The organism is Promicromonospora soli (assembly GCF_014653785.1).
Classification (GTDB): Bacteria; Actinomycetota; Actinomycetes; order Actinomycetales; family Cellulomonadaceae; genus Promicromonospora; species Promicromonospora soli.
In genome coordinates, this window is record NZ_BNAS01000002.1 from 325044 (window position 1) to 345229 (window position 20186).

A 20186-nucleotide genomic window follows, 5' to 3' on the forward strand; every position below is an offset into this window, starting at 1 on the left:
TCGAGACCCGGGTCTCGACCAGGTCGACCACCCGGGGGAGCAGCGGGGGAATTCCGGCCCGAGGCCTGTGATCCAGGCGCTCGACCCGTCATCATGGGCGCATGCTCTCGAGTAAAGGCAGGTCCGGCGCGGGCACGTCCCAGGACCATGGCGCCACCGGCAAGGGTGCCGAAGACGCGGTCCGGGACGACGGGGCCGGCCCGACGCCGTTCGAGGGCCTGGAACGCGAGCTCCGCCTGGTGATCCGCCGTGCGCAGTCCAGCGGGGCGTCCATCGCGCGGCGGGTGCACCCCGAGCTGGACGCCAGCGCCTACCCGCTGCTGGCGCACATCGCCGAACGGCCGGGCGCGCGCGGCTCCGACCTTGCCACCTTCTTCGGCGTCGGGCGCGCCACCGTGTCGCGACAGCTCAGCCGCCTGGTCGAGCTCGGGCTCGTCGAGCGCACCGTCGACCCCGACGACAGCCGCGGGCAGCGCATCACCCTGACGCCCGACGGCAGTGCCCGCTTCGAGCGGGCCCGCACCAGCCGGGTCGCCATGCTGGAGGGAGCGCTGGCGACCTGGGACCCCGAAGACGTCGCCCAGCTCGCCCGGCTCCTCAACCGCTACTCGTCGGACATCGTGGCCTGGAAGCAGAACGGGCGCTGAACCGGCCCGCTCGTCGTCACTTCTCCTCGAACGTGAGGCTCACCGAGTTCATGCAGAACCGGTCGCCCGTGGGAGTCTGCGGCGCGTCGTCGAAGACGTGCCCCAGGTGGGACCCGCAGTTCGCGCAGCGCACCTCGGTGCGCACCATGCCGACCGAACGGTCCTCGATCAGCTCGACGGCGTCACCCGCGAGCGGGCTGTAGAACGACGGCCACCCGCAGTGCGAGTCGAACTTGGTGTCCGACCGGAACAGCTCCGCATCGCACGCTCGACACCGGTACACGCCGGTGCGCTGCTCCTCGAGCAGCTCACCTGTCCACGGCCGCTCCGTACCCGCCTGGCGCAGCACCGCGTACTCCTGGGACGAGAGCTGCTCGCGCCACTCCTGGTCAGACTTGGAAACCTTGTAAGTCATCTCGACACCTCCGCGCTTACCAACCTTCCGCTGACCCCCAGTGTTCCCCACGCTGTCCCGAGCACGCGAGAGCCCCCGGCCCTGACGGGACCGGGGGCTCTCGCTCGTGCTACGAGGCGTCAGCTTGCGGCGGAGGCGTTCGGGTTGCCCGCGCCACGGCCACGGCCGCCACGCCGACGACGGCGGGGCGCGCCTGCACCGTCCGTCCTCGGGAAGTGGTCGGCGGCGCGCCCGCTGCCCGACGCCGGACGCGCGACCCCACGCTGTCCGGCCGCCTGGCCGCTGCCCTGGCCGCGCGCCTGGCCCTGACGGCCGCCGCCCTGGCCGTTGCTCTGGCCACCGCCCTGGCCGGAGCGCGAACGTCCGCCCTGGCTCCGGAGCTGGCCCTGGCGGCCCTGCGGCTGCGGGGCCGGCGGGACGTACTCGACGTACGGCGCGACCTCGCCGACCAGGCTGGTCACCGTCGCGTCGCCGGGGCGGACGTCCTGAGGGCGAGCGGTGATCTTCGCCTTGCGGGTCAGGTCACGCACGTCGCCGCGCTCCTCGGGCAGCATGATCGTCACGACGTCGCCGCCGGAACCGGCTCGCGCCGTCCGCCCGGAGCGGTGCAGGTACGCCTTGTGCTCTGCGGGCGGGTCCACGTGCACCACGAGCTCGACGTCGTCCACGTGGATGCCGCGCGCGGCGATGTCGGTCGCCACCAGCACCCGCACCTCGCCGGACGAGAACGCCGCGAGGTTGCGCTCACGCGCACCCTGGCCGAGGTTGCCGTGCAGGTCGACGGCGGGCACGCCCGCGGCGGTGAGCTGCTTGGCGAGCTTCTTGGCCTGGTGCTTGGTCCGCATGAACAGCACACGCCGGCCGGTGCCCTGCGCGAGCTGGTGCACCACGTTCTTCTTCGCGTCCTTGTCGGCCACGGCGAGGATGTGGTGCGTCATCTGCGGGGGCGGCGCGGCGGCGTCGTCCACCGAGTGGGTGACCGGCTGGTGCAGGTAACGCTTGACCAGCACGTCCACGCCGTTGTCCAGCGTGGCCGAGAACAGCAGGCGCTGGGTGCGCGAGGACGTCCGGTCGAGGATGCGCTTCACACCGGGCAGGAACCCGAGGTCGGCCATGTGGTCGGCCTCGTCGAGCACGGTGATCTCGACGTCGTCGAGCGTCAGGTGCCGCTGGCCGAGCAGGTCCTCGAGCCGGCCGGGGCAGGCGATGACGATGTCGACGCCCGCACTCAGTGCGGTGACCTGGCGCGACTGCGCAACGCCGCCGAAGATGGTGGTGGTCTTCAGGCCGAGCGCCTGCGCCAGGGGTGCGATCGACTCGTCGATCTGGTTGGCGAGCTCACGGGTGGGAGCCAGGATCAGGGCGCGGGGACGGCCCGCCGCACGGCGGGGCTGCCCGGACGCGGCGGAACGAGCGCCGGACGTCGCGAGGCGCGTCACGACCGGCAGCGCGAACGCGAGGGTCTTGCCGGAGCCGGTGCGGCCGCGGCCGAGCACGTCGCGACCGGCGAGGGAGTCCGGCAGCGATGCCGTCTGGATAGGGAACGGCGAGGTGATGCCGCGGTCCGTCAGGATGCGCAGAACGGGCGCAGGCAGACCGAGGTCGGCAAAGGTAGTCAAAGGAGATGGGCCTCTCGGGCTCGGTGGCGGCGCGTCTCGCGCCGGTGGTCCGCCGTGCTCACACCAGGCGGCGGGGTGCTAACCCGGGCCGGGGCCACGACGTCGGGCGGCTGAAGTCGCCCACGACCACCCACTATCTCACGTCATCGTCACCATTGGCTGCGGCGAACGTCACGTTCGGTGTGGTTCGGTGTGGTTCTATGTGGCGCATGATTCCCGCAGCGACCAGCTCCGCCGGCCCGTTCGCCGCCATCGGCGACGTGCTCGGCACCATCTGGACCAACGCGGTCACCCCGGTCGACCCGCCGTCGAACCTCATGGTGCTCGGCATGTGCGCGATCGCCCTGGTGGTCGTGCTCTTCCGGCCGCTCTGGCACACGACGCGGCACGTGATCACCATCGCTCACGAGGCGTCGCACGCCCTCGGCGCCCTGCTCACGGGCCGCAAGCTCGAGGGCATCCGGCTGCACTCCGACACCTCAGGCCTCACCGTGTCGCGCGGCAGGCCCCGCGGGCCGGGCATGGTCATCACGGCGTTCGCCGGGTACGTCGGGCCGGGCATCATCGGCCTCGGCGCGGCATGGCTCCTCAAGCTCGGCTACGCCGTCGGGCTGCTGTGGCTGCTCGTGGCGGTGCTCGCCCTGCTGCTCCTGCAGATCCGCAACTGGTTCGGCCTCTGGTCGATCCTCGTGAGCGGCACTGCGCTCGTGTTCGTCACCTGGTTCCTGGAGCCCGAGGTGCAGAGCGCCGTCGCCTACGCCGTGACCTGGTTCCTGCTGCTCGGCGCGGTGCGCCCCGTGTTCGAGCTGCAGGTGCAGCGCTTCCGGGGACACGCCCGGACGTCGGACGCCGACATGCTCGCCCGCCTGACCGGCGTCCCCGGCCTCTTCTGGGTGGCGATGTTCCTGCTGGTCACTCTCGGTGCGCTGACGCTGGGCGGCGCGTGGATCCTCGGAGTGGCGCTGTAGTTCCGGAGACAGCGAACGAGCCCCCGAGAGACCGCCTGGCCGGCGGTTTCTCGGGGGCTCGTCGCTTGTCTCGGCACCCGCTCACGGGTGCCGGATGTCACGCCTTGGGCGTGAGAACGAAACCCGGACCCTCGGCACCGGGGTCGGTGTCCAGGGTCAGCGCGTCCAGAGCAGGTGCGGCCTGCGCCTCGACGAACACGTTGGTGGCACCCGAAGCATCGACGACCTGGTCGTCGGGCTGCGGCGCCGGAACCAGCGCGAGCTCGAAGTTCCCCGGCTGTCCGGAAGCCTGCGCGATGCGCAGTCCACCCTCGACCGGCACTCCAGCCTGCTGGGCGAGATCCTGGACGGCCGTACGGGCGTTGTCAGTCACGGTGAGCACGTTGAGCTCCTCACATTGGTTCTCCGCGGTCCCGTCCACCGAACCAAGCCCGCACGCCCAACGCAAGCGTGAGACGCATTTAACCCGATATCTCCCACTGGCTGGGACAGCGCGTGACAGCCGCGATCAAGAGACGTATGGTGCCCCGCTCGGAGGGCTCCACCACATTGCAGTACCTGACAGGTAGGCTTTCTACTCGCGCCGCCCGGACTCCGGGCACGCGGGCCTCTAGCTCAACTGGCAGAGCAGCGGACTTTTAATCCGCGGGTTCCGGGTTCGATCCCCGGGGGGCCCACCCTGACAGCCCCGTCACCAGGCAATTTGCACCCAGCGCCTCGGCCAGATCGCTTCCGAACCACCGTACGGGTGACAACGCGGGTGACGACGTCTCCCCCGATCACGCAGCGTCCCCGTCCGTATCGGCATTCCTGGCCGGGCCTTCTTCGTTGGTCGACGCGAACAGACCATCGAGCGGACTCGTCACCTGCCCCACGATCTTGCGACCCATGTACACGTCCTGCGTCATCGACGGGCGCGCGTGTCCGAGCTGGTCAGCGATGGCCCGCGCGCTGAGCCCCTGGACGTCGAGCAGAGTCGCCACCGTTCGCCGGGCCGTGTGCGACTTGACCCAAGCAAACTCCTCGCCGCGAGCCTTCCGCAGGTCCTTCCCCGTGTTCCCGACATCCCGAAGCCCACCCTTCGCATCGGTAAACACGAGGGCGTCCGGGGCCTGGCCCACAGCACGCCGGCGCAGAATCTCCACGCACCAGATCGGCAACTGAAGCGAACGCTCAGACGTCTCGGTCTTGACAGGACTGCGCACCAGCCCCCGCCCCTTGACCCGCGTGACCGTCCAATCGATCTGGACCACCTGCGCTTCGAGGTCAACTTCGGACCACTGCAACGCAAGCGCCTCACCGATCCGAACCCCGGTCGCCAACAGGAAACGCATCAGGTCCGGAAGGTCGCGGCGCCGGGCGAACTCGCTGCCATCGAGCATCGCAAGGAATCGGGCAGCTTCATCGATACTCAGCGCACGCGGGGCCTGCCGGCGGCCCTGTTCGAGGCGCGCAACATCTCTCACAGGGTTGTACCGAAGGACGTCCCGGCGAACGAGCATCCCGCACGTCCCGTTCAGGATCGAACGAACCGCCTTTGCAGTCGCGAATCCCTTGCGACCACGCAGGTCAGCGATGAACTGATCGACCCGGCCAGTCGTCAGATCCGAGATGCGCGTTCGTCCGATCGTCTTGTAGATCTCAACGCGCGCGTAGCGCTCGTATTGGTCGAGCGTCGTCGGCGCACGTGAGCCATCAGCCACGAGCGTTCGATATGTCTTCAGCCACTCCCGGACCGCGACCTCCAGGAGAGTGCCCTTCTTGAAGGTCTCGCCGTCCGATGCAATGGCAGCATCGATGTTCCGTTTCGCCGTTCGCCGGGCCGCGTCCTTTGTCTTTCCGACGCCCGTGCCCTTACGTCGGCGCCCCGCGTTGTCGCGGTAGTACTGCACTGCACGCCACCCAGCCGAAACAGCCTCGTAGTAGACCTCACCGCGCTCCCCCGGCTCCAGTCGCTGCTTCATGACGCCACCCCGACGGGAAGAGCCGCAACCCATGCACGCACGTCATCAGGGCGGTAGCGCACATATTTGCCGATGCGACGAGCATCAGGACCCTTGCCGGTGGACCTCCAGGCGTAGAGCGTGCCGACGGGCACACCGAGAAACGCCGAGACGTCCTGCACTGTCCACAGGCGATCAGTGATTGGCGTTGCCTTGTCCGTAGTCATCTCCCTGCCCTTCCTCCCTGTCGGTTCTGGTCGGCTTTCCACCTGGCGTATTCGCGTGCTCGAGCTGCGGCAGCCTCGGCGAGCTCCTTCTCGCCGTTGGTGGGCCAGCCGGTCCCGACGTAGGACCACGAGCCGTCGACCACGAGGGTTGTTTCGTCGTCGTCGGCCAGCAGGCGGCGTTCCAGGTCGGTCACGTCCAGGGGTTCGCCAGCGCGTTGGGCGTCTGCCTGGAGGCGGGCGAACCGTGCCCGTGCCTGCCGCAGCCGCCCGAGCGTGACGGAGTAGCGCCGGCTCTTGGTGGAGAAGTGGCCGCGGAAGCCGAGCATGTGTGCCCACTTCGCCAGCAGCCGATACGGCGACTCGATACAGGTCCCGCAGACACAGCCGTCTTCGTCCTCTTCGGGCTCCCACCCGGGCAAACGGCAGGCGGTGACGGCCCGGTCTGCCAGGCGACGGCACTCCCTGGTGAGCCGGGCCAGGTGCGGCCGGGGCGATGCCGGGTCGACGTCGGTCGACTTCGTGGCGTACTTGGCGAGGTAGCCGGCGACCTGTTCGGGCACGAGCGTGTCGGAGGTGCGGGCGTCCTCGGCAGGGCTGTCCGGTAGGCCAATGCGCACGGTCCGCGCGTCGAGCTGGGACCCGAAGGCCAGCACGCGCGGCACGTCTGCACCATCGACCGGAGGAACGTCAACCCGCACACCACGCGCCGCCGACCCGATCAACTCAGCGAGCGTCACCCCATCCACAGGCGCCGGCGAGCCGGGACCATCGGGGCCGTCGAGGCGGACCAGGGCGTGGAAGTGGATCAGGCCGCGGGCCTGGTACTCCCCGACCTTGGCGTACTGCACCGACGCGGCACGCTTCAGCTCCGAGTCGGTCAGACCGAGGTAGCCCGCTAGGGCACGTCGGAGCGCGATCGTGAAGCGGCGCCAGAGCTCAGGGGCGTGCCACTGCCACACGACGGCGGAGGTCCAGTCGTAGCAGTCCCAGCACAACGGCGAACCCACCGCGGTATCCGTCTCGGTGTGGGCCCCCATGCAGGACTTGGACCGGCCGTGCTCGCACACCTTGTTGCGGTCGTAGGGGCGGCACATCCCGCCGGCCTTGTGCCCGTTCTTGGCGCGGATGCCGTGGACGTGACCGAACGAGGGAGCGGTCAGGGTGGCGAACACCAAGGGGTTGTCGGCCACGGTCTCGGGCACGGTCTTGCCGCCGAGGAGCCCGGATCGGATCATCGCGAACGTGTCCCGGGCATAGACCCGGGAGCAGGCCGGGCAGACGTCCTCACGCCGGTTCCCGCACGGGCGGTACAGGAGGCCCATGGGGGCGTCATCGGAGGAGTACTGCCCGACGACCTCGCCGGTGGTGGTGTCGATCGTCATGGACGAGCCGGAGAGCTTGACCGGGTGGGAGCAGTACCCGACCGCGGCGGCAGTCTCGGAGAACGCTTCGAGGGCCCCGCGCAGGGACCGGCCCCGGGCGGACTGGGTAGCGAACCCCAGTGCACCGGGACCGACCTCCAGCGGAGCGTGATCCCCGTACCCGGGAAACGTCGGTTCGGAGTTCATGCGGCCACGCCAGCCACGAGGGCCAGGTCTTCGAGGAGCTGGGCACCGATGAACCGGGTGTAGGCGGGCGGGACGGCTTGTGCCTGGCCGTGAAGGGTCATCCAGTCCACGCCCCCGAGCAGTTCCGAGCGAACGGGCTTGGTCGGGGTGTATCCGCCGTTGCGGCCTCCTGCGCGGCGGTGTCGGCCGTCCTGGCGGCGGTCGGTGGGTCCGCTGCCGTAGACGCCGGCGACCTGCACCCGCCGGGTGTGGCGGCATCCGCCTGCACCGAGGAGGAACACGTTCGACTCGAACAGGCGGTGCCGCTCCAAACGGAGGGGTGTGCCGTCGGTGTCGGTCGCGGTCAGGTCGAACTCACTGCCGCACAACATCAAAGGCTCGACCAGGGGCGCCCCCACGACGTTCTCGATCACGTACGGCAGGCCCGTCGCGACCAGGCCGGCGCGGGTGGGCTCGACCAGCTCAGGGTGGGCGTTGTCGTGGGTGTGCTTGGTAATCGAGTACGCCTGACACGGCGGCGAGGCGTGCACCGCGGCGAAGTCGGCCAGCGTCAGCCACTCGACACGGCCGTCACGGTGGTGGAAGTCGAGCGCACCACCGGTCAGCAGCGTGGTCAGGGCAGTGAGGACGTCGCCCTGGTGGAATGCGAACGGGTAACGCGGCTGGGGCTCGATGTCGATGCCGTAGACCGTGTAACCCGCCTGGTGGTAGCCCATGCCGGCGCCACCCTGGCAGCAGTACAGGTCCAACATCTTCGGCCGATTCATGCCGCCACCCCCGCCACAACGGAACGGGGCAGCTCCAGGCCGGGCAGCGTGTCCTGGACAGGTTCGAGCGCCTCGCGCCAGGCGGTGCGGTCGTGACCGGCCCAGAACCCCGCCGTGGTCTCCGTCGTCGCCACTTCGAGGGCGCAGGTAGCCAGGACCGGGCAGGAGGTGCACACCCGGGCCATACGGGCCCGTGCCAGGGCCGAGGCGTCCTCAGCGGTCCAGGGCAGGTCTTGGTTCTCCGGGCGGGCGCAGGCGGCGCCGAGCATCGAACCGGTCGAGGCGATCATGCTTCGGCCCCAACCGTGTTCAGACCGAGGTCCAGGGCGTCCTGGGTGACCGGACGGACCCGACCCAGACGCGGACGACGAGCAGCAGGAGCGGCACCGACCGAGGCACGCGCCGGCACGGGCTCCACAGCAACGGGCGCAGCGGGGACGGCAGCAGGTTCGATAGCGGCCGGCGCCGGCGTGACCGCGACGGGCTCAGCAGCGGCCGGGACCGGCTCTGCCACGGGGACGGGCTCCGGCTCGACGGCGGGCCCGTCCGCGACCACGAGCGAGGCCAGGGCGTGGGTCGAGGTGAGCACCGACAGCGGGGCCAGTGCCACCAGGACAACGCCGACGAGGACCTTGACCTCTTGCGGGACGTCGTAGGCGTGGGCGGCGTTGGCGCCGATGGACACGACCGTGAAGAAGAACATCAAGGTCCAGGCCCAGACGCTGGAGCGCCCCCGAGCCCGCAGCACCAGGGCCACCAGGCCGTAGACGAGCACCGAGGCATCGATCACGACCGGGACGAGGAACGCCAGGGCCTCCGGCACTCGACCCCACAGCGCCGCATCCCGCAGGGAGGCGAACGACAGGGCGAACGAGGCCAGGGCGACGGCCACGGTCAGCACGACGGTGAACGTCAGCACCGGGCGGGAGTCGGCAGCGATCCGGACGACGGGCCGGGCGGTGGGGCGGGTCATGACGGGACCTCCTCAGTCGCAGGCGCCTTGGCGGCGGCTTGGCGGGGTGCGCGCGGCGCACGAGGCTTACGGGGAGCGCGAGGCTTGCGCTGGCGCGGTGCCGGAACCTCGTGGTCGTCGCCGGCGGGCAGGCGTACGGCAGCCTTGGCCGACGCGGTAGCCCAGGCGTTCACGGCGTCATCCCCACCACGGGGCAGCGGCGCGGTGTGCTCGGCCGGTGCGGCGTAGTGCAGCGCCGTGAGCCGGATCAGGTCGTCGGGCCAGTAGTCGAACCGGACGAGCTGCGGCGTGCCGTCCTCGGTGACGAGGTAGGCGGTGCCGGGGTCGTTCCGGTTGATCGTGTGCGCCGGCGCCAGGTCGACGAGCCCGCCGAGCACCATTTCCGTCTCGCTGTCACTGTCGAGGCGGAGGGCGATCTTCTGGGTGTAGAGCGACCGGGTGCCGCCCAGGGAGTCCTGCCGGGGGTTCTGCACACAGGCCACGACCACCACACCCAGCGCTCGGCCCTGGGTCAGGATCTTGGACACCAGCCGCTCAGCCTCACGCCGGATGTCCGAGTCGGAGTACGCCATCAGGTCGGCCAGCTCATCGATCACCAGGACGTGCAGCGGGTCACCCGCGGCCGGGACATGCAGCCGCGAGACACCACGCATCGCCGCGCCGCGCTCATCGATCACCCGCAGCAGGGCACGCAGGACCTGCAGGGCGTCCTCGGCGGAGTCGGCGGCGTGACCGAACAGCGCTCGACCGGTCCAGACTTCCAGGCCCTTCTTCAAGTCGACGCCCCACAGGCGGACGATCCCGGCGTGGATCGCGGGGGCGAGACCGCCGACGACGGACCAGAGCACCGAGCCCTTCCCGGCACCCGAGACACCGACCACGAGCGTGTGTCGGCCGATGATCTGCATGGTGCAGGGCTCACCGCCCCGGGTGCGACCCACCGGCACGACATCGGTCGTGACCCGGGCGGGATCGGGCAGCACCGCGTCACGCCGGGCAAGGCGGGCCGTGCTGAACAGCACCAGATCGATCACTCGAGGCTTGACCGCCACGGTGTCGTACCCGTACGCCCCGTACGCGGTGGCGATGGCCGGCGCGGCGCGGCGCACGGTGTCCAGGGTCTGGCCGGCGAACGTCTCCACGCGGAGGACGACGGCGCCGGCCTGGTGAGTCACCTTGCGGAGCTTGGAGAGTCGGAGCGTGCCGTCGCGCTCAGTACGGCCCAGACCGCAGTCGTTGGCGTTTGCGGGCCAGGCCCGGCGGATGTCCCGGGCGTTCATCGTGCGCCGGTAGTGCCGGGGGAACGATGCGGCCCACACCCCGAGGAACAGGCCCGGGACCATGGCGGCGACCAGGAGCAGCAGCGGACCCGTGGTCCGGTCCCCGGGCCACTCCGCCAGCGTGAGAACCCCGTACCAGAGCATCGCCAGGACCAGGCCGATGACCGGCAGGCCGGGGTTCTTGACCGCCCACGTGCCGGACGCCCTAGTGAACATCCACGACCGGCGCGCGGTGAACGCGACGACGCGAACCAGGACCCGCCAGGCGAGACCAGCCCTGCCCGGTCGGCCGGTCGTAGCGGCGATGATCCGGGCCCGGGCCCGAGCGTCGTAGTCACGGAACGCGGCGGCGGGGCTCATCGGCCGTCCCCGTCCCGCTCGGCGGCCAGGCGGGCGCGCAGCTCGAACCCGGCATCAGCCGCGCGAACCCACGCGTGGTTGACCTGGTCGGCCAGGTCGTCGTGCAGACGCGTCTCTGCCTGCACCGCGTCCATGGCCTTTGCTGCCTGGCGCAGCTCGTCGGTGCCGCGCTCAGCGGCGCGAGTCGCAATCTCCAGTGCTTCCACGACACGGCGGTTAACCCGTCGCGTGGTGCGCATCGTGCGTGCCATCAGTGCTTCTCCGTCCCATCCGTGCGCCCGACCCACCGGCCGGACTCGTCGTAGAACTCGGGGCGTTCCGCCCGGTGCGCGACCGAGGCCGCGAGACTGATTTCCGTATGCAGGGACTTGGTCCCGTCGTGCAGGCGCTGTGCCTGATCGGATGCGCCGAGGACGCCGGCGCGGTCGAGGACCCTGGCGGCGCCATCCAGGCCGCGCACGGCGTCGGACAGGTGCTGGGTCGCGACGCTCAGCGACTCGGCGCGCGTCATCAGGCCACCGCCTGCGCGTCGTCGGCCGTGTCCTCAGACCAGCGGTACGGGCGGCGGTGCGGCATGCCGCCCAGGGCCAGCGGCGCCCTCAGGAACACCGGCACCAGGCCGGACTTGCCGGTCCAGCACGAGAAGCCCTCCGGCCGGTGGCCCGGACCGTGGTCCGAACGCGGGTCCAGGCCGAGCAGATGCGCGACCGTCTCCCCGTGCGCCGTGTCGAACACCTCCACGTAGAGCTGGGGCTTGTCCGCGTGCCAGGACACGTCACCCACACGGTCGTCCCCGATCAGCTCCGCCACGTACGCGGCGAACCGGAGCACATCCCCCGCCGAGGGGGCGGGAACCGAAGCCCCCGCCACCCCCGACGTACGCAGGTCCGCGGTCATCACGCAGCCGCCGACCCGGCGTCGGGACGGGCCGAGGTGGGCACGTCGGCCTTGCCGGGCTCGCACAGGTCGTCCGCCTTGTAGGACCAGGCCAGGCGCGGCCGGGTCCCGTTGTCGTCCACGTACGGCAGCGCCGTCAGGCCGACGAACTCGATCGGCGTCCACGGGAACGGCGTCTTGTTGGCCGGCGGGACCGGCTGGAACTTCGCCGCGATCTTCACCGTCACGGCCGTGTCCTTCTTGCCCGCCTCCTCGTCAGCGTCCAGGACCACCACCTGCCACAGCGGCAGACCCGTGTCCTTGTCCAGCTGCTGCGGACGCGACCCGTCCTCCCGCTTCGGACCGTTGAAGTCGGCCACCGGCTCGACCTCACCCTTCAGGAACGCCCCCTTGGGGAACACGTCCTCGTGAGCCACCGCAAACCGTCGCTGCATCGCCATCGTCTTCTCCTCTTGTCGTGAAGTCCTCATTAGGACTCTCGGTGACCAGAGAAGCACGGCGCCAGGATGTAGTCAAGTCCTCATGAGGACTACTGTGGGATCAGCAGAAATTTGCGGATAGCGACACGAACGTGTGGATCGACTCACGAACATGCGGCCGAGCCGCGAGAACTCGAACCGGATACAGGACTGGAAGAGGAGAGACTCGAGATGGCAGACGGCGGTTCGCGCGCGAAGAAGTACCACCAGATCGCAGACGCGATCCGCGCACAGATCAGGGCAGGAGACCTGCCCGTGGGTAGCAGGCTGCCCGCCGAGACCGCGATAGCTGTGGACCACAACACGAGCGTCCCGACCGTGCGTCAGGCGATGGGCGTGCTCCGAGCCGAAGGGCTCATCGAGTCCCGCCACGGCGTCGGGACGTTCGTCCGCGAGACACAGCGGTTCGAGCGCAGATCGCGTCACCGGTACGGCGCGGCCCGGGCGCGCACAGGTCTGATGAACAACACATTCCGACACGACATCGTCGGCGCAGGCCCGGAGCCTGCCCCCGAGCGGATCGCATCCGCAATGGGCATCCCCGCTGGAACCGAAGTGATCGTGCGCCGGCGCGACTTGTACGACGACAAGAGCGAGCTGCAAGAGATCGGGGCGTCCTACCTCCCCGCCGACTTCGCCGCGGGCACCTATCTCGCAGAGCCGAAGGTCGTGCCCAAGGCACTGTTCCGCTGTGTCGAGGAAATCACCGGACGGCGATACGCCTATGCACTCGACCATTGGATCGCGCGACCGGCAGCCGTCGAGGAAGCGGAAGCGTTCGGGCTCCCGCTCGGCGCTTACGTCGTGCACATCGTCCACACCGCAACCGACGAGAACGGAGACGTGCTAGAAGTCTCCGAGAGCATCTGGCCTGCTGACCGGCTGGCCTTCATCGATGAGTACGAGATTCCGGCCGAGGCCGACCCCGACGCGCTGAAGTCCGACATCTGATGACCGACTACGCCGCGCTCTACGCAGACCACGACACCATGACCAACCACTGGTGGTGGCGCCCGGGCTGGCAAGTCGGAACCAGGTTCTACGCCTGGCACATCACCCAGGACGACCAGCCCAACGTGTGGGACCTGGTGCGCCGGTACCGCGACGCCGTGGGCACCTTCGACACTCTCGATCCGATCCCGGATAGCTGGCTACACATGACCTTGCAAGGCGTCGGCCACGTCGAGAACATCGACACCGCGACGCGCGACCGCGCGACCAACAGCGTGGCCCAGCGACTGCGCACGCTCGCGCCGATCACCACGACCTACACGCGCGCCCACATCGTTGGCGAAGCCGTGATTCTCCCGCCGGACAACCCTGAGGCGTTCGCTGACGTACGCCGAGCCATCCGGGCGGGCATCACCGACGCACTTGGAGAGTGCCCGGAGTCCGAAGACGGGTTCCGAGCTCACATATCAGTGGCGTATAGCAACGCCACCACAGACGCCGCACCGATCCGAGCCGCCCTAGACCGTGCCGAGCCGACGACCCCCGCGCCCGCGACCTACACGCATGTCTCGCTGATCCGCATGCACCGAGACCACCGGATGTACGAATGGGACACCATCCGCACGGTGCCGCTGGGCGGTTCGTGACGGCAATGTCGCCCTCGCGCGAGGCTCCAAACTCGAACGCATGTTCTATGCTTGGCCGATGGGCAGACGGCAGGCCACTACTCCACTCCCGAACGCCGAGGCGATCGCGTGGACCAAGCGTGGCGCACCCACCCGCTACATCGACCGCTCGGGACGGCCGGACGACGCATGGCTGCGGGTTGGCGCCCCGATTCGGGGAACCGCTGAACCAGGCAGGCCGGCTGGGGCCTTCACCGGGGTACCCACGGTGACGCACGGGCCGGCGATACCAGGACTTCGCCCACCTGCCCAGCGCCGAAACACGGTGTCGTGCCAGGAAAGTACGACGTGCGCGGATAGTGTTGCCCGCGTGACGGAGCCCCTGCCTACGGACCTGCCAACGATGACGGACGACGACGGCTACGAGCTCAAAATCTCGCGCCTTACGATCGACAAGCTCGGAGTGAAGCTATACGACCGCGTCAGCGCGGTTGTGGCGGAACTTGTCGCCAACAGCTACGACGCAGACGCCACGCAGGTCAACGTTATGTTGCCGCTGGCAACAATGCTCAACGTCAACCACGCCGACGGATCCGAGTGGACGGTATCGGTGGAAGACAATGGGCACGGACTGACGCCCGCTGAGGCGCGAGCCTTTTATCTCCGCGTGGGTGCGGACCGCAGAAAGACCGGCGCCGGAGCGCTCAGTCGTCACCTCCGGCGGCCGGTGATGGGGCGCAAGGGGATCGGAAAGTTGGCCCCATTTGGAATCTGCCGACGCATTGAAGTCATTTCGTCTGGCGGCGACGAGACTCCCAATGGGTACCTGACAAGCCATTTCATCATGGACTTTAAGCGAATCGTCAGTGAAGACACTGACATTCCGGTGCCGCTAGATAAGGGTGATCTGGACGGCACCTATCGGCCTAGATCTGGAACGGAAGTCATTCTCTCTGAGTTTCTGCCGAAAAGGGTCCCAGATGGTGACACGTTCATGCGCCAGCTTGAGCGCAGATTCGCCCTGGCCAGTCCAGAGTTCAACGTGGTCGTATTCAACTCGCGCGACTCGGATTTGCCGTCGCGACCCATGGAGAAATTCAAGATCGAGATCGAGGAGACCACTCGAATCGAGCTCGCCACGCGGCCAGTCCCGATGCTGGACGGGACATATATGCCCGTGAGCGGGTGGGTGGCAATGGCCAAGGAATCGTACCGAAACGAAGAGATGGCCGGGGTGCGCATATATGCACGCGGGAAGATTGTCGCCACCACTCGTGACTTCGAACAGCCAGCGGGCTTTACCGGAGAATTCGCGACCCGCTCATACATGGTTGGCGAGATTCACGCCGACTGGCTCGATGACGACAGCGACGAAGACCTAATCCGCACCGATCGTCAGTCCATTCTCTGGGAATCGGATAAGGGTTCGGCACTGCGTTCCTGGGGAGCGGAGATCGTCAAGCAGATCGGTCGTAAAGGGCGGCAGCCGCGGCGCGCGAAGCTTCGACTCCAATTCCGGAAGGTCGCAGACCTTGAGCGTCGTGCACGCGAGCGATTTGTGGACGAGTCAGTCGTTGAAACCGTTATGCGTCTGGGCGATGCAATCGGTGGCTTTGCCGCCGAGGATGAATTGAGTGATAGCGACTATGTGGAAGGCCTGGCGAACGTAATCCTATCCGTGGCTCCACACCAAGCGATTGTGAGCGCGTTCCAAGACTTTGAGCGCACCCGCACCGGCGGCGAAGAACCGAGCCTGGAAGCGCTATTTGATCTGTTTGGAAAAACGCGAGTCGCTGAGGCGGCTTCCTACGCCCAAATTGCCAGCGAACGCGTCCAAGTGCTGGAAGAGCTCGACAGTATCGTATTCAGCACATCTCGCGACGAGGAAGCGCTTCAAAGAATCATCACCGAAGCGCCTTGGCTAATTCAGCCTGACTGGACGGTCATAACTGCTAATCAGACACTGAAGACGTTCAAGACAGCCTTTGAACAATACCTTCAGCGCGAACTAGGGATTCAGGCCGACCTCGCCATCGAATACGAGAGGAAGCGCCCGGATTTCACGCTCGTTTCCGTTGGAGGGATGCTGCATTTCGTAGAGATCAAGGCATCCGGACACGCTCTGGATAACGAAGATTTCAAAAGGCTCTACCGCTACGTTGAAGCTCTAACGAACTTCTTCAAGGCAAATCCGGGCATGGCGGCCGAATTTCCAAGGAAGTGGCGCATCGATCTCGTGGTGGACAGTGTGAACTTGACGGACGCCATTTCCGCGCGCGCGTTCCGCGAAGCCGTCGAGGACAACGAGATTTCGCAGTACTCGTGGGACGATTTTAGGGCCCGGGCACGTAAAGCCAACGAGGCATTCCTTCAGGTGAGAGACAACGCACAGGCGGCGGCTAAGGCGGCTGGTCAGCAGAACAAGGGCGATGACCATGTTGAAGGCAGTTAGTCTTTTCTCCAACTGCGGCGCCGGCGACGTGGGATATCGGCAGGCGGGCTTCGAATTTCGAGTGATGGCAGAACTGGAATCGAAGAGACTCTCCGTGGCCCTCGCAAATCACCCTACGGCCGTGGGCGTGCCCGGCGACCTGCGCCACACATGGCAGACGGCGGTCACAAAGTGGCGTGAGCTGGAAGGAGATCGGCAGCCCGATCTACTGGCGGCCTGCCCTCCATGTCAGGGAATGAGCAGCGCTCGTGGCGGACTTGGCCGCCACGACGACGCCGCCGCGGGAGGCAGGGATCCGCGCAACCTCCTGGTTTCTGTGATCCTCCTGGTGGCGGCCGAGCTGAAGCCGCGTGCGATCGTGGTCGAGAACGTCCCAGCCTTCTTGACTCGCTCCGTGCCCCACCCCGAGACAGGGGGACCGGTTAGTGCAGCCCTCATCCTTCTGGAAGGGTTGCGTGCGGACTATGAGGCATTCTCGATGGTCGCCGATCTCGCAGACTGGGGCGTTCCACAGACGCGAAAGCGGTCGTTCATCACATTTGTCCGCAAGGGGGAGCCGGGTCTGCAGGGCAACGGCGGTGCGGTTGCATTCCCTCAGCCCACGCACGCAGCGGACTGGGGCGGCACTCCTACGACAATCACCGAAGCACTCCATGACTTGTCGCCGAGACCCCTAGACGCTGCTTCGCCCGATACGGCGGCTGACGAGGAAAATCCGATGCACTTTGTTCCCGTCTGGGGGGATCGTCAGTACAGGATGGTTTCCGCTATTCCTCCCAATTCCGGCAAGGGTGCTTGGGCCAACGAAGTCTGTTCGTCGTGCTCGGGGCGGACGTCGGATTTAAGCGTCGCCGTATGTGCGCATTGTGGAGACCCACTGTTGCGACCAGTTGTAAAAGACGACGAAGGTTGGAGACTGGTGAAGGGGTTCCGGAAGTCGAGCTACACCAGGATCCGGCCAAATGCGCCGGCTGCAACGATAACAACGGCCAGCGGTCATGTAGGTAGCGATAATACGGTTCATCCCTGGGAGAACCGGGTGCTGAGTCCGTACGAATGTGCATACATTCAAACGCTTCCCGAGGACTTCAATTGGGGGGATGCTCTCCGGCAGTGGGGGCACACAAACGTTCGTGAGATGATCGGGGAAGCCGTTCCACCACGGTTCACGCGGCTCCACGGTTTGGCAATTCGCGCGTTCCTTGGCACGGAGGCAGACGCGCGCTTGCTTCCGAACAATGATTCCCGCGTGGTGAAGGCTCATCAGTATCTGGACCGGGCACGTGCGCGAGCCGCCAAGATCGGCTTCGAGCTATCACCCACGGAGGCTCCAGCCGCCTGACGGCCAAGCCTCGCTTTGAGCCGTCGCTTGTGAGGACTTTCTTTACTGGCTCAAGGCGCCGCTCCGCGGCGCGGGGCCATGCCGGCGGCGGGGCCCCGCGACGGGGACCCCCGCGCGGCACTCGCATACGCTCGCACCGCGCACCCCCGTCGCACCCCACCACCGGCACGGCCCCAGACATGACGGAGACGGTCCCGGTTTCAGCACCAGGACCGTCTTGTTCTTCGCGAGGCCGAGTCAGGCCGGCGTGTGCAGCTCGTCACCGCTCGTCGGGCGGTCGACGCCGCACGTCGCTCTTGTCCACCCAGACGCCTTTGCACTCGCTGCGGTGGTCGAGCACCGTGACGTGGACCAGGTCACCCGACCATGCGTTGGCCGTCGTGTCGAGCAGCTCGACGCCGTCACGCTCCCAGACCAGCCGCGCGGTGACCGCGATCCTGCAGTCTCGCTGTGAGCGACGCGGCGGGATGTCGTGCGAGTTCGTGATCGTCTGCCAGACGTCGCGGTACTGGTCCCACGAGCCCATGCCATCGCCTCTGCCTTCCACGGTTCGATTGTATGTTCGAACAGACAGTGCTTGATCAGGTCCGTAAGTCGCGGACGGTCACGGCGGGCGGCGCCCGTAGGCGAACCGGCCGAGCACCCGCCTAACAACCGCCCGCCCGACAGCGACGAGGTTGCGCCGAGCTGAGGCCCGGCAGCTCTCACGAGACAGGCAACGACCGGCTCTCGGAGATTCTTATCGACGCCGGACCGCATCAAGGGCGCTACGCGTCGCACGCGATGGGCTCCGCCCACCCTTGACCCGATCCGACGTCGACAAGACGTGGCAGGGAGCCGGGCGATGCCCACCCACGGCCGCGGCGAGAAGGGTGACGTCGCGGGTGACGAGTAACCGCAAACGTCCATGACGAACCGCAGCACACACCGAGCGATCACCGGCCAAAAGTCCTCACGTCCGCACTTCGACAGGACTCCGCGGGTTCCGGGTTCGATCCCCGGGGGGCCCACCGTCACCCAGGTCAGGACTAACTTCCGACCTGAGGTGACCGCGTTATTGGGTTCGGATCCAGCGGAAACCCATCGCTAGCGCGCGGTAGCGGCCAGGCACCCTTCCCGACGACGAGGGCACGGTCTTCACCTCTGGAATCAGTGCGGTGGGACGCGCGGGTCGTTAGCGTGGCGAGCGTGCGTAGACACTTCGATCCGGAGCCGCCAGCACTCCCCGATCCAGTGACGTTCGTCAAGACGGCAACCATCGTCGTGGACACGAGCGCTCTCCTGGAGCCGTACCGCTACAGCGTCGGCACGCGCGACACGGCGCTGGAAGCCCTTGAGGCCGTCCAGGACCGCCTGTGGATGCCGTACCAGGTGGGCGTGGAATTCTTCCGCAATCACGAGAAGAACAGATCGGCGCTTTCGCAGGCGTACGACCAAGCCCTTGCGATCCTGGAAGAAGCACGGAGGGACGTGCGTGAGGTGTTCGGAACCGGCAAGAAGTTCCAGGAGAGTCGCGGGGCGGTCGGTAAGAAGGTCGACGGCTCGCTCAACAGGCTGAAGACCACGCTCGGAAAATTGCGGGACCGGGATCGGGCCATCATCGACGAGGACGATGACCCGGTTGTCTATCGCCTCACCGAGCTGTACGGCGATCGGTTGGCACCAAAGCCCGACCCGCTCACGTTGCGTAAGCGCGTGGAGGACTTTCACCAATGGCGCGTGCCCAACCAGATCCCCCCAGGGTTCCGTGACATCGAGACCAAGACTCACCCGACTCGTGCGGCGGGCGACTACCTGATCTGGGCGGAAGTGCTCGAACACGCCGCGCAGTCAGAGTGCGATGTCCTTCTCGTGACTAACGATTCGAAAAACGACTGGTGGGAGCAGGTTCCGGGTGGGCGTCCGCGCCCGAGACGGGAACTTGTCGAGGAGTTCGCCGAGCAGACCGGGCATGCCTACCAGCAACTGAGCCTGCTCGAGTTCATTAAGACCGTCAAGGCTGCATATGGCGTGACCGTCGAGGCAGGGGCTGTCGACGAGATCGCCGAGATTGAGGAGCAGGATGCTCAACGCCGAGCAGTCGAGTTCGCCGAGAAGAGTCTTGCGGACAGCGAATCCTCGCGTCGCGCCCGGGAGCCAATCCGCAGGGTCTTGGAGTGGGAAGGCGGGCTTCCACTTTCTGCACTCGCTGGCTACACGTCCGAGCAGGATCGCATCTTAAAGGCGCTCGACTCGGTAGGCGGACTGTCCAAGGTCGCTGGCTACACGTCCGAGCTGGAACGCATCCAAAAGGCGCTCGACTCGGTAGGCGGACTCTCCAACCATGAACCTGGTGGTCAAGCGCGCGGTACGACCCTCGACGACGAGGGCGCCGACGACGATTGACCCGGGCCGCTGTGGCTTGCTTCGACTTGAGAGTAAGTCGGTGCACGTACAGCGACCCGCGATGTGGATGGACCTATCGAACGTGCGTACGGGCCCCACCACACCGACGGCGATTCGTCAAAACATAAACCTGACCTGCAGGGACGCCAATAACCGGGGACGGAACTGCAGCTTGCGGATAGGTGCATGGGGACAAGATCACAGGGGTTATCCACAGGTCTACAGGTCAATACACAGATCCATGGGCGAGCGTGCGGGCTCGGGCGGCCGGGTCCATGTCGGCGCGG

The 20186-nt window shown here is 67.4% G+C and carries 22 protein-coding genes and 1 tRNA gene; 8 read left to right on the forward strand and 15 right to left on the reverse strand.

The features are described from left to right. The first annotated feature begins 101 nt into the window (after nucleotides 1–101). The gene (locus tag IE250_RS07225; protein WP_189668610.1) at nucleotides 102–647 is read left to right on the forward strand and encodes a MarR family winged helix-turn-helix transcriptional regulator; all 546 of its coding nucleotides are present in this window, start codon (nucleotides 102–104) and stop codon (nucleotides 645–647) included. 16 nt (nucleotides 648–663) lie between these two features. Here IE250_RS07225 and msrB read toward each other — a convergent pair whose 3' ends face one another. Together msrB and IE250_RS07235 are read right to left on the reverse strand one after the other, a co-directional pair. Then, nucleotides 664–1062, reverse strand: coding sequence for a peptide-methionine (R)-S-oxide reductase MsrB (msrB, locus tag IE250_RS07230; RefSeq protein WP_189668611.1), 399 nt, complete (start codon nucleotides 1060–1062; stop codon nucleotides 664–666). 119 nt (nucleotides 1063–1181) lie between these two features. Beyond that, a complete protein-coding gene (locus IE250_RS07235) occupies nucleotides 1182–2681 on the reverse strand; it encodes a DEAD/DEAH box helicase (protein WP_189668612.1) in 1500 nt (499 codons plus the stop codon). Between the two features lie 200 nt (nucleotides 2682–2881). Here IE250_RS07235 and IE250_RS07240 point away from each other — a divergent pair, with 200 nt between their 5' ends. After that, nucleotides 2882–3649 carry a M50 family metallopeptidase gene (locus IE250_RS07240; RefSeq protein ID WP_189668613.1) on the forward strand — a complete coding sequence of 256 codons (768 nt, stop codon included), beginning with the start codon at nucleotides 2882–2884 and terminating at the stop codon, nucleotides 3647–3649. A gap of 97 nt (nucleotides 3650–3746) precedes the next feature. On the opposite strand, the gene IE250_RS07245 is transcribed toward IE250_RS07240, so the two are convergent. Then, a complete protein-coding gene (locus IE250_RS07245; protein WP_189668614.1) occupies nucleotides 3747–4031 on the reverse strand; it encodes a HesB/IscA family protein in 285 nt (94 codons plus the stop codon). Nucleotides 4032–4253: 222 nt separating this feature from the next. On the opposite strand from IE250_RS07245, the gene IE250_RS07250 reads away from it, so the two are divergent. After that, nucleotides 4254–4326, forward strand: a tRNA-Lys gene (locus IE250_RS07250). A gap of 102 nt (nucleotides 4327–4428) precedes the next feature. On the opposite strand, the gene IE250_RS07255 is transcribed toward IE250_RS07250, so the two are convergent. From IE250_RS07255 to IE250_RS07305, 11 genes are read right to left on the reverse strand one after another with little or no spacing between them, the layout of a single operon-like run. After that, a complete protein-coding gene (locus IE250_RS07255) occupies nucleotides 4429–5613 on the reverse strand; it encodes a site-specific integrase (RefSeq protein ID WP_189668615.1) in 1185 nt (394 codons plus the stop codon). Further along, on the reverse strand, nucleotides 5610–5819 hold the full coding sequence (locus tag IE250_RS07260; protein ID WP_189668616.1) for a helix-turn-helix transcriptional regulator: 210 nt from the start codon (nucleotides 5817–5819) through the stop codon (nucleotides 5610–5612). The genes IE250_RS07255 and IE250_RS07260 overlap by 4 nt, the downstream gene beginning before the upstream one ends. Next, nucleotides 5816–7387, reverse strand: a complete 1572-nt coding sequence (locus tag IE250_RS07265; protein WP_189668617.1) for a replication initiator — start codon at nucleotides 7385–7387, stop codon at nucleotides 5816–5818. Before IE250_RS07265 ends, IE250_RS07260 begins: the two co-directional genes overlap by 4 nt. Continuing rightward, nucleotides 7384–8154 (reverse strand): DNA cytosine methyltransferase, encoded by a 771-nt coding sequence (locus IE250_RS07270; RefSeq protein WP_189668618.1) that lies wholly within the window; start codon nucleotides 8152–8154, stop codon nucleotides 7384–7386. Before IE250_RS07270 ends, IE250_RS07265 begins: the two co-directional genes overlap by 4 nt. Next, on the reverse strand, nucleotides 8151–8444 hold the full coding sequence (locus tag IE250_RS07275; RefSeq protein WP_189668619.1) for a WhiB family transcriptional regulator: 294 nt from the start codon (nucleotides 8442–8444) through the stop codon (nucleotides 8151–8153). The genes IE250_RS07270 and IE250_RS07275 overlap by 4 nt, the downstream gene beginning before the upstream one ends. Further along, nucleotides 8441–9127 carry a DUF2637 domain-containing protein gene (locus tag IE250_RS07280; RefSeq protein WP_189668620.1) on the reverse strand — a complete coding sequence of 229 codons (687 nt, stop codon included), beginning with the start codon at nucleotides 9125–9127 and terminating at the stop codon, nucleotides 8441–8443. Before IE250_RS07280 ends, IE250_RS07275 begins: the two co-directional genes overlap by 4 nt. Continuing rightward, nucleotides 9124–10767 carry an FtsK/SpoIIIE domain-containing protein gene (locus IE250_RS07285; protein ID WP_189668621.1) on the reverse strand — a complete coding sequence of 548 codons (1644 nt, stop codon included), beginning with the start codon at nucleotides 10765–10767 and terminating at the stop codon, nucleotides 9124–9126. Before IE250_RS07285 ends, IE250_RS07280 begins: the two co-directional genes overlap by 4 nt. Next, complete coding sequence (locus tag IE250_RS07290; RefSeq protein ID WP_189668622.1) at nucleotides 10764–11018, reverse strand: hypothetical protein; 255 nt, start codon at nucleotides 11016–11018, stop codon at nucleotides 10764–10766. The genes IE250_RS07285 and IE250_RS07290 overlap by 4 nt, the downstream gene beginning before the upstream one ends. Further along, nucleotides 11018–11278: a hypothetical protein gene (locus IE250_RS07295; protein WP_189668623.1), complete on the reverse strand. Its 261-nt coding sequence runs from the start codon at nucleotides 11276–11278 to the stop codon at nucleotides 11018–11020. The genes IE250_RS07290 and IE250_RS07295 overlap by 1 nt, the downstream gene beginning before the upstream one ends. Next, on the reverse strand, nucleotides 11278–11664 hold the full coding sequence (locus tag IE250_RS07300; RefSeq protein WP_189668624.1) for a hypothetical protein: 387 nt from the start codon (nucleotides 11662–11664) through the stop codon (nucleotides 11278–11280). The genes IE250_RS07295 and IE250_RS07300 overlap by 1 nt, the downstream gene beginning before the upstream one ends. Continuing rightward, on the reverse strand, nucleotides 11664–12104 hold the full coding sequence (locus IE250_RS07305; RefSeq protein ID WP_189668625.1) for a plasmid replication, integration and excision activator: 441 nt from the start codon (nucleotides 12102–12104) through the stop codon (nucleotides 11664–11666). Before IE250_RS07305 ends, IE250_RS07300 begins: the two co-directional genes overlap by 1 nt. A 111-nt stretch (nucleotides 12105–12215) precedes the next feature. Here IE250_RS07305 and IE250_RS07310 point away from each other — a divergent pair, with 111 nt between their 5' ends. The 4 genes from IE250_RS07310 (at nucleotide 12216) to IE250_RS07325 (ending at nucleotide 17514) form a co-directional block, all read left to right on the forward strand. After that, nucleotides 12216–13094, forward strand: coding sequence for a GntR family transcriptional regulator (locus IE250_RS07310; RefSeq protein ID WP_189668626.1), 879 nt, complete (start codon nucleotides 12216–12218; stop codon nucleotides 13092–13094). Next, a complete protein-coding gene (locus IE250_RS07315; RefSeq protein WP_189668627.1) occupies nucleotides 13094–13741 on the forward strand; it encodes a 2'-5' RNA ligase family protein in 648 nt (215 codons plus the stop codon). Before IE250_RS07310 ends, IE250_RS07315 begins: the two co-directional genes overlap by 1 nt. Nucleotides 13742–14123: 382 nt before the next feature. Then, nucleotides 14124–16172 (forward strand): ATP-binding protein, encoded by a 2049-nt coding sequence (locus tag IE250_RS07320; RefSeq protein ID WP_189668628.1) that lies wholly within the window; start codon nucleotides 14124–14126, stop codon nucleotides 16170–16172. Further along, nucleotides 16150–17514, forward strand: a complete 1365-nt coding sequence (locus IE250_RS07325) for a DNA cytosine methyltransferase (RefSeq protein ID WP_189668629.1) — start codon at nucleotides 16150–16152, stop codon at nucleotides 17512–17514. Before IE250_RS07320 ends, IE250_RS07325 begins: the two co-directional genes overlap by 23 nt. Before the next feature lie 259 nt (nucleotides 17515–17773). On the opposite strand, the gene IE250_RS07330 is transcribed toward IE250_RS07325, so the two are convergent. Further along, on the reverse strand, nucleotides 17774–18061 hold the full coding sequence (locus IE250_RS07330) for a hypothetical protein (protein ID WP_189668630.1): 288 nt from the start codon (nucleotides 18059–18061) through the stop codon (nucleotides 17774–17776). 641 nt (nucleotides 18062–18702) lie between these two features. On the opposite strand from IE250_RS07330, the gene IE250_RS07335 reads away from it, so the two are divergent. After that, nucleotides 18703–19899 carry a PIN-like domain-containing protein gene (locus IE250_RS07335; RefSeq protein ID WP_189668631.1) on the forward strand — a complete coding sequence of 399 codons (1197 nt, stop codon included), beginning with the start codon at nucleotides 18703–18705 and terminating at the stop codon, nucleotides 19897–19899. The last annotated feature ends 287 nt before the right edge of the window (nucleotides 19900–20186 follow it).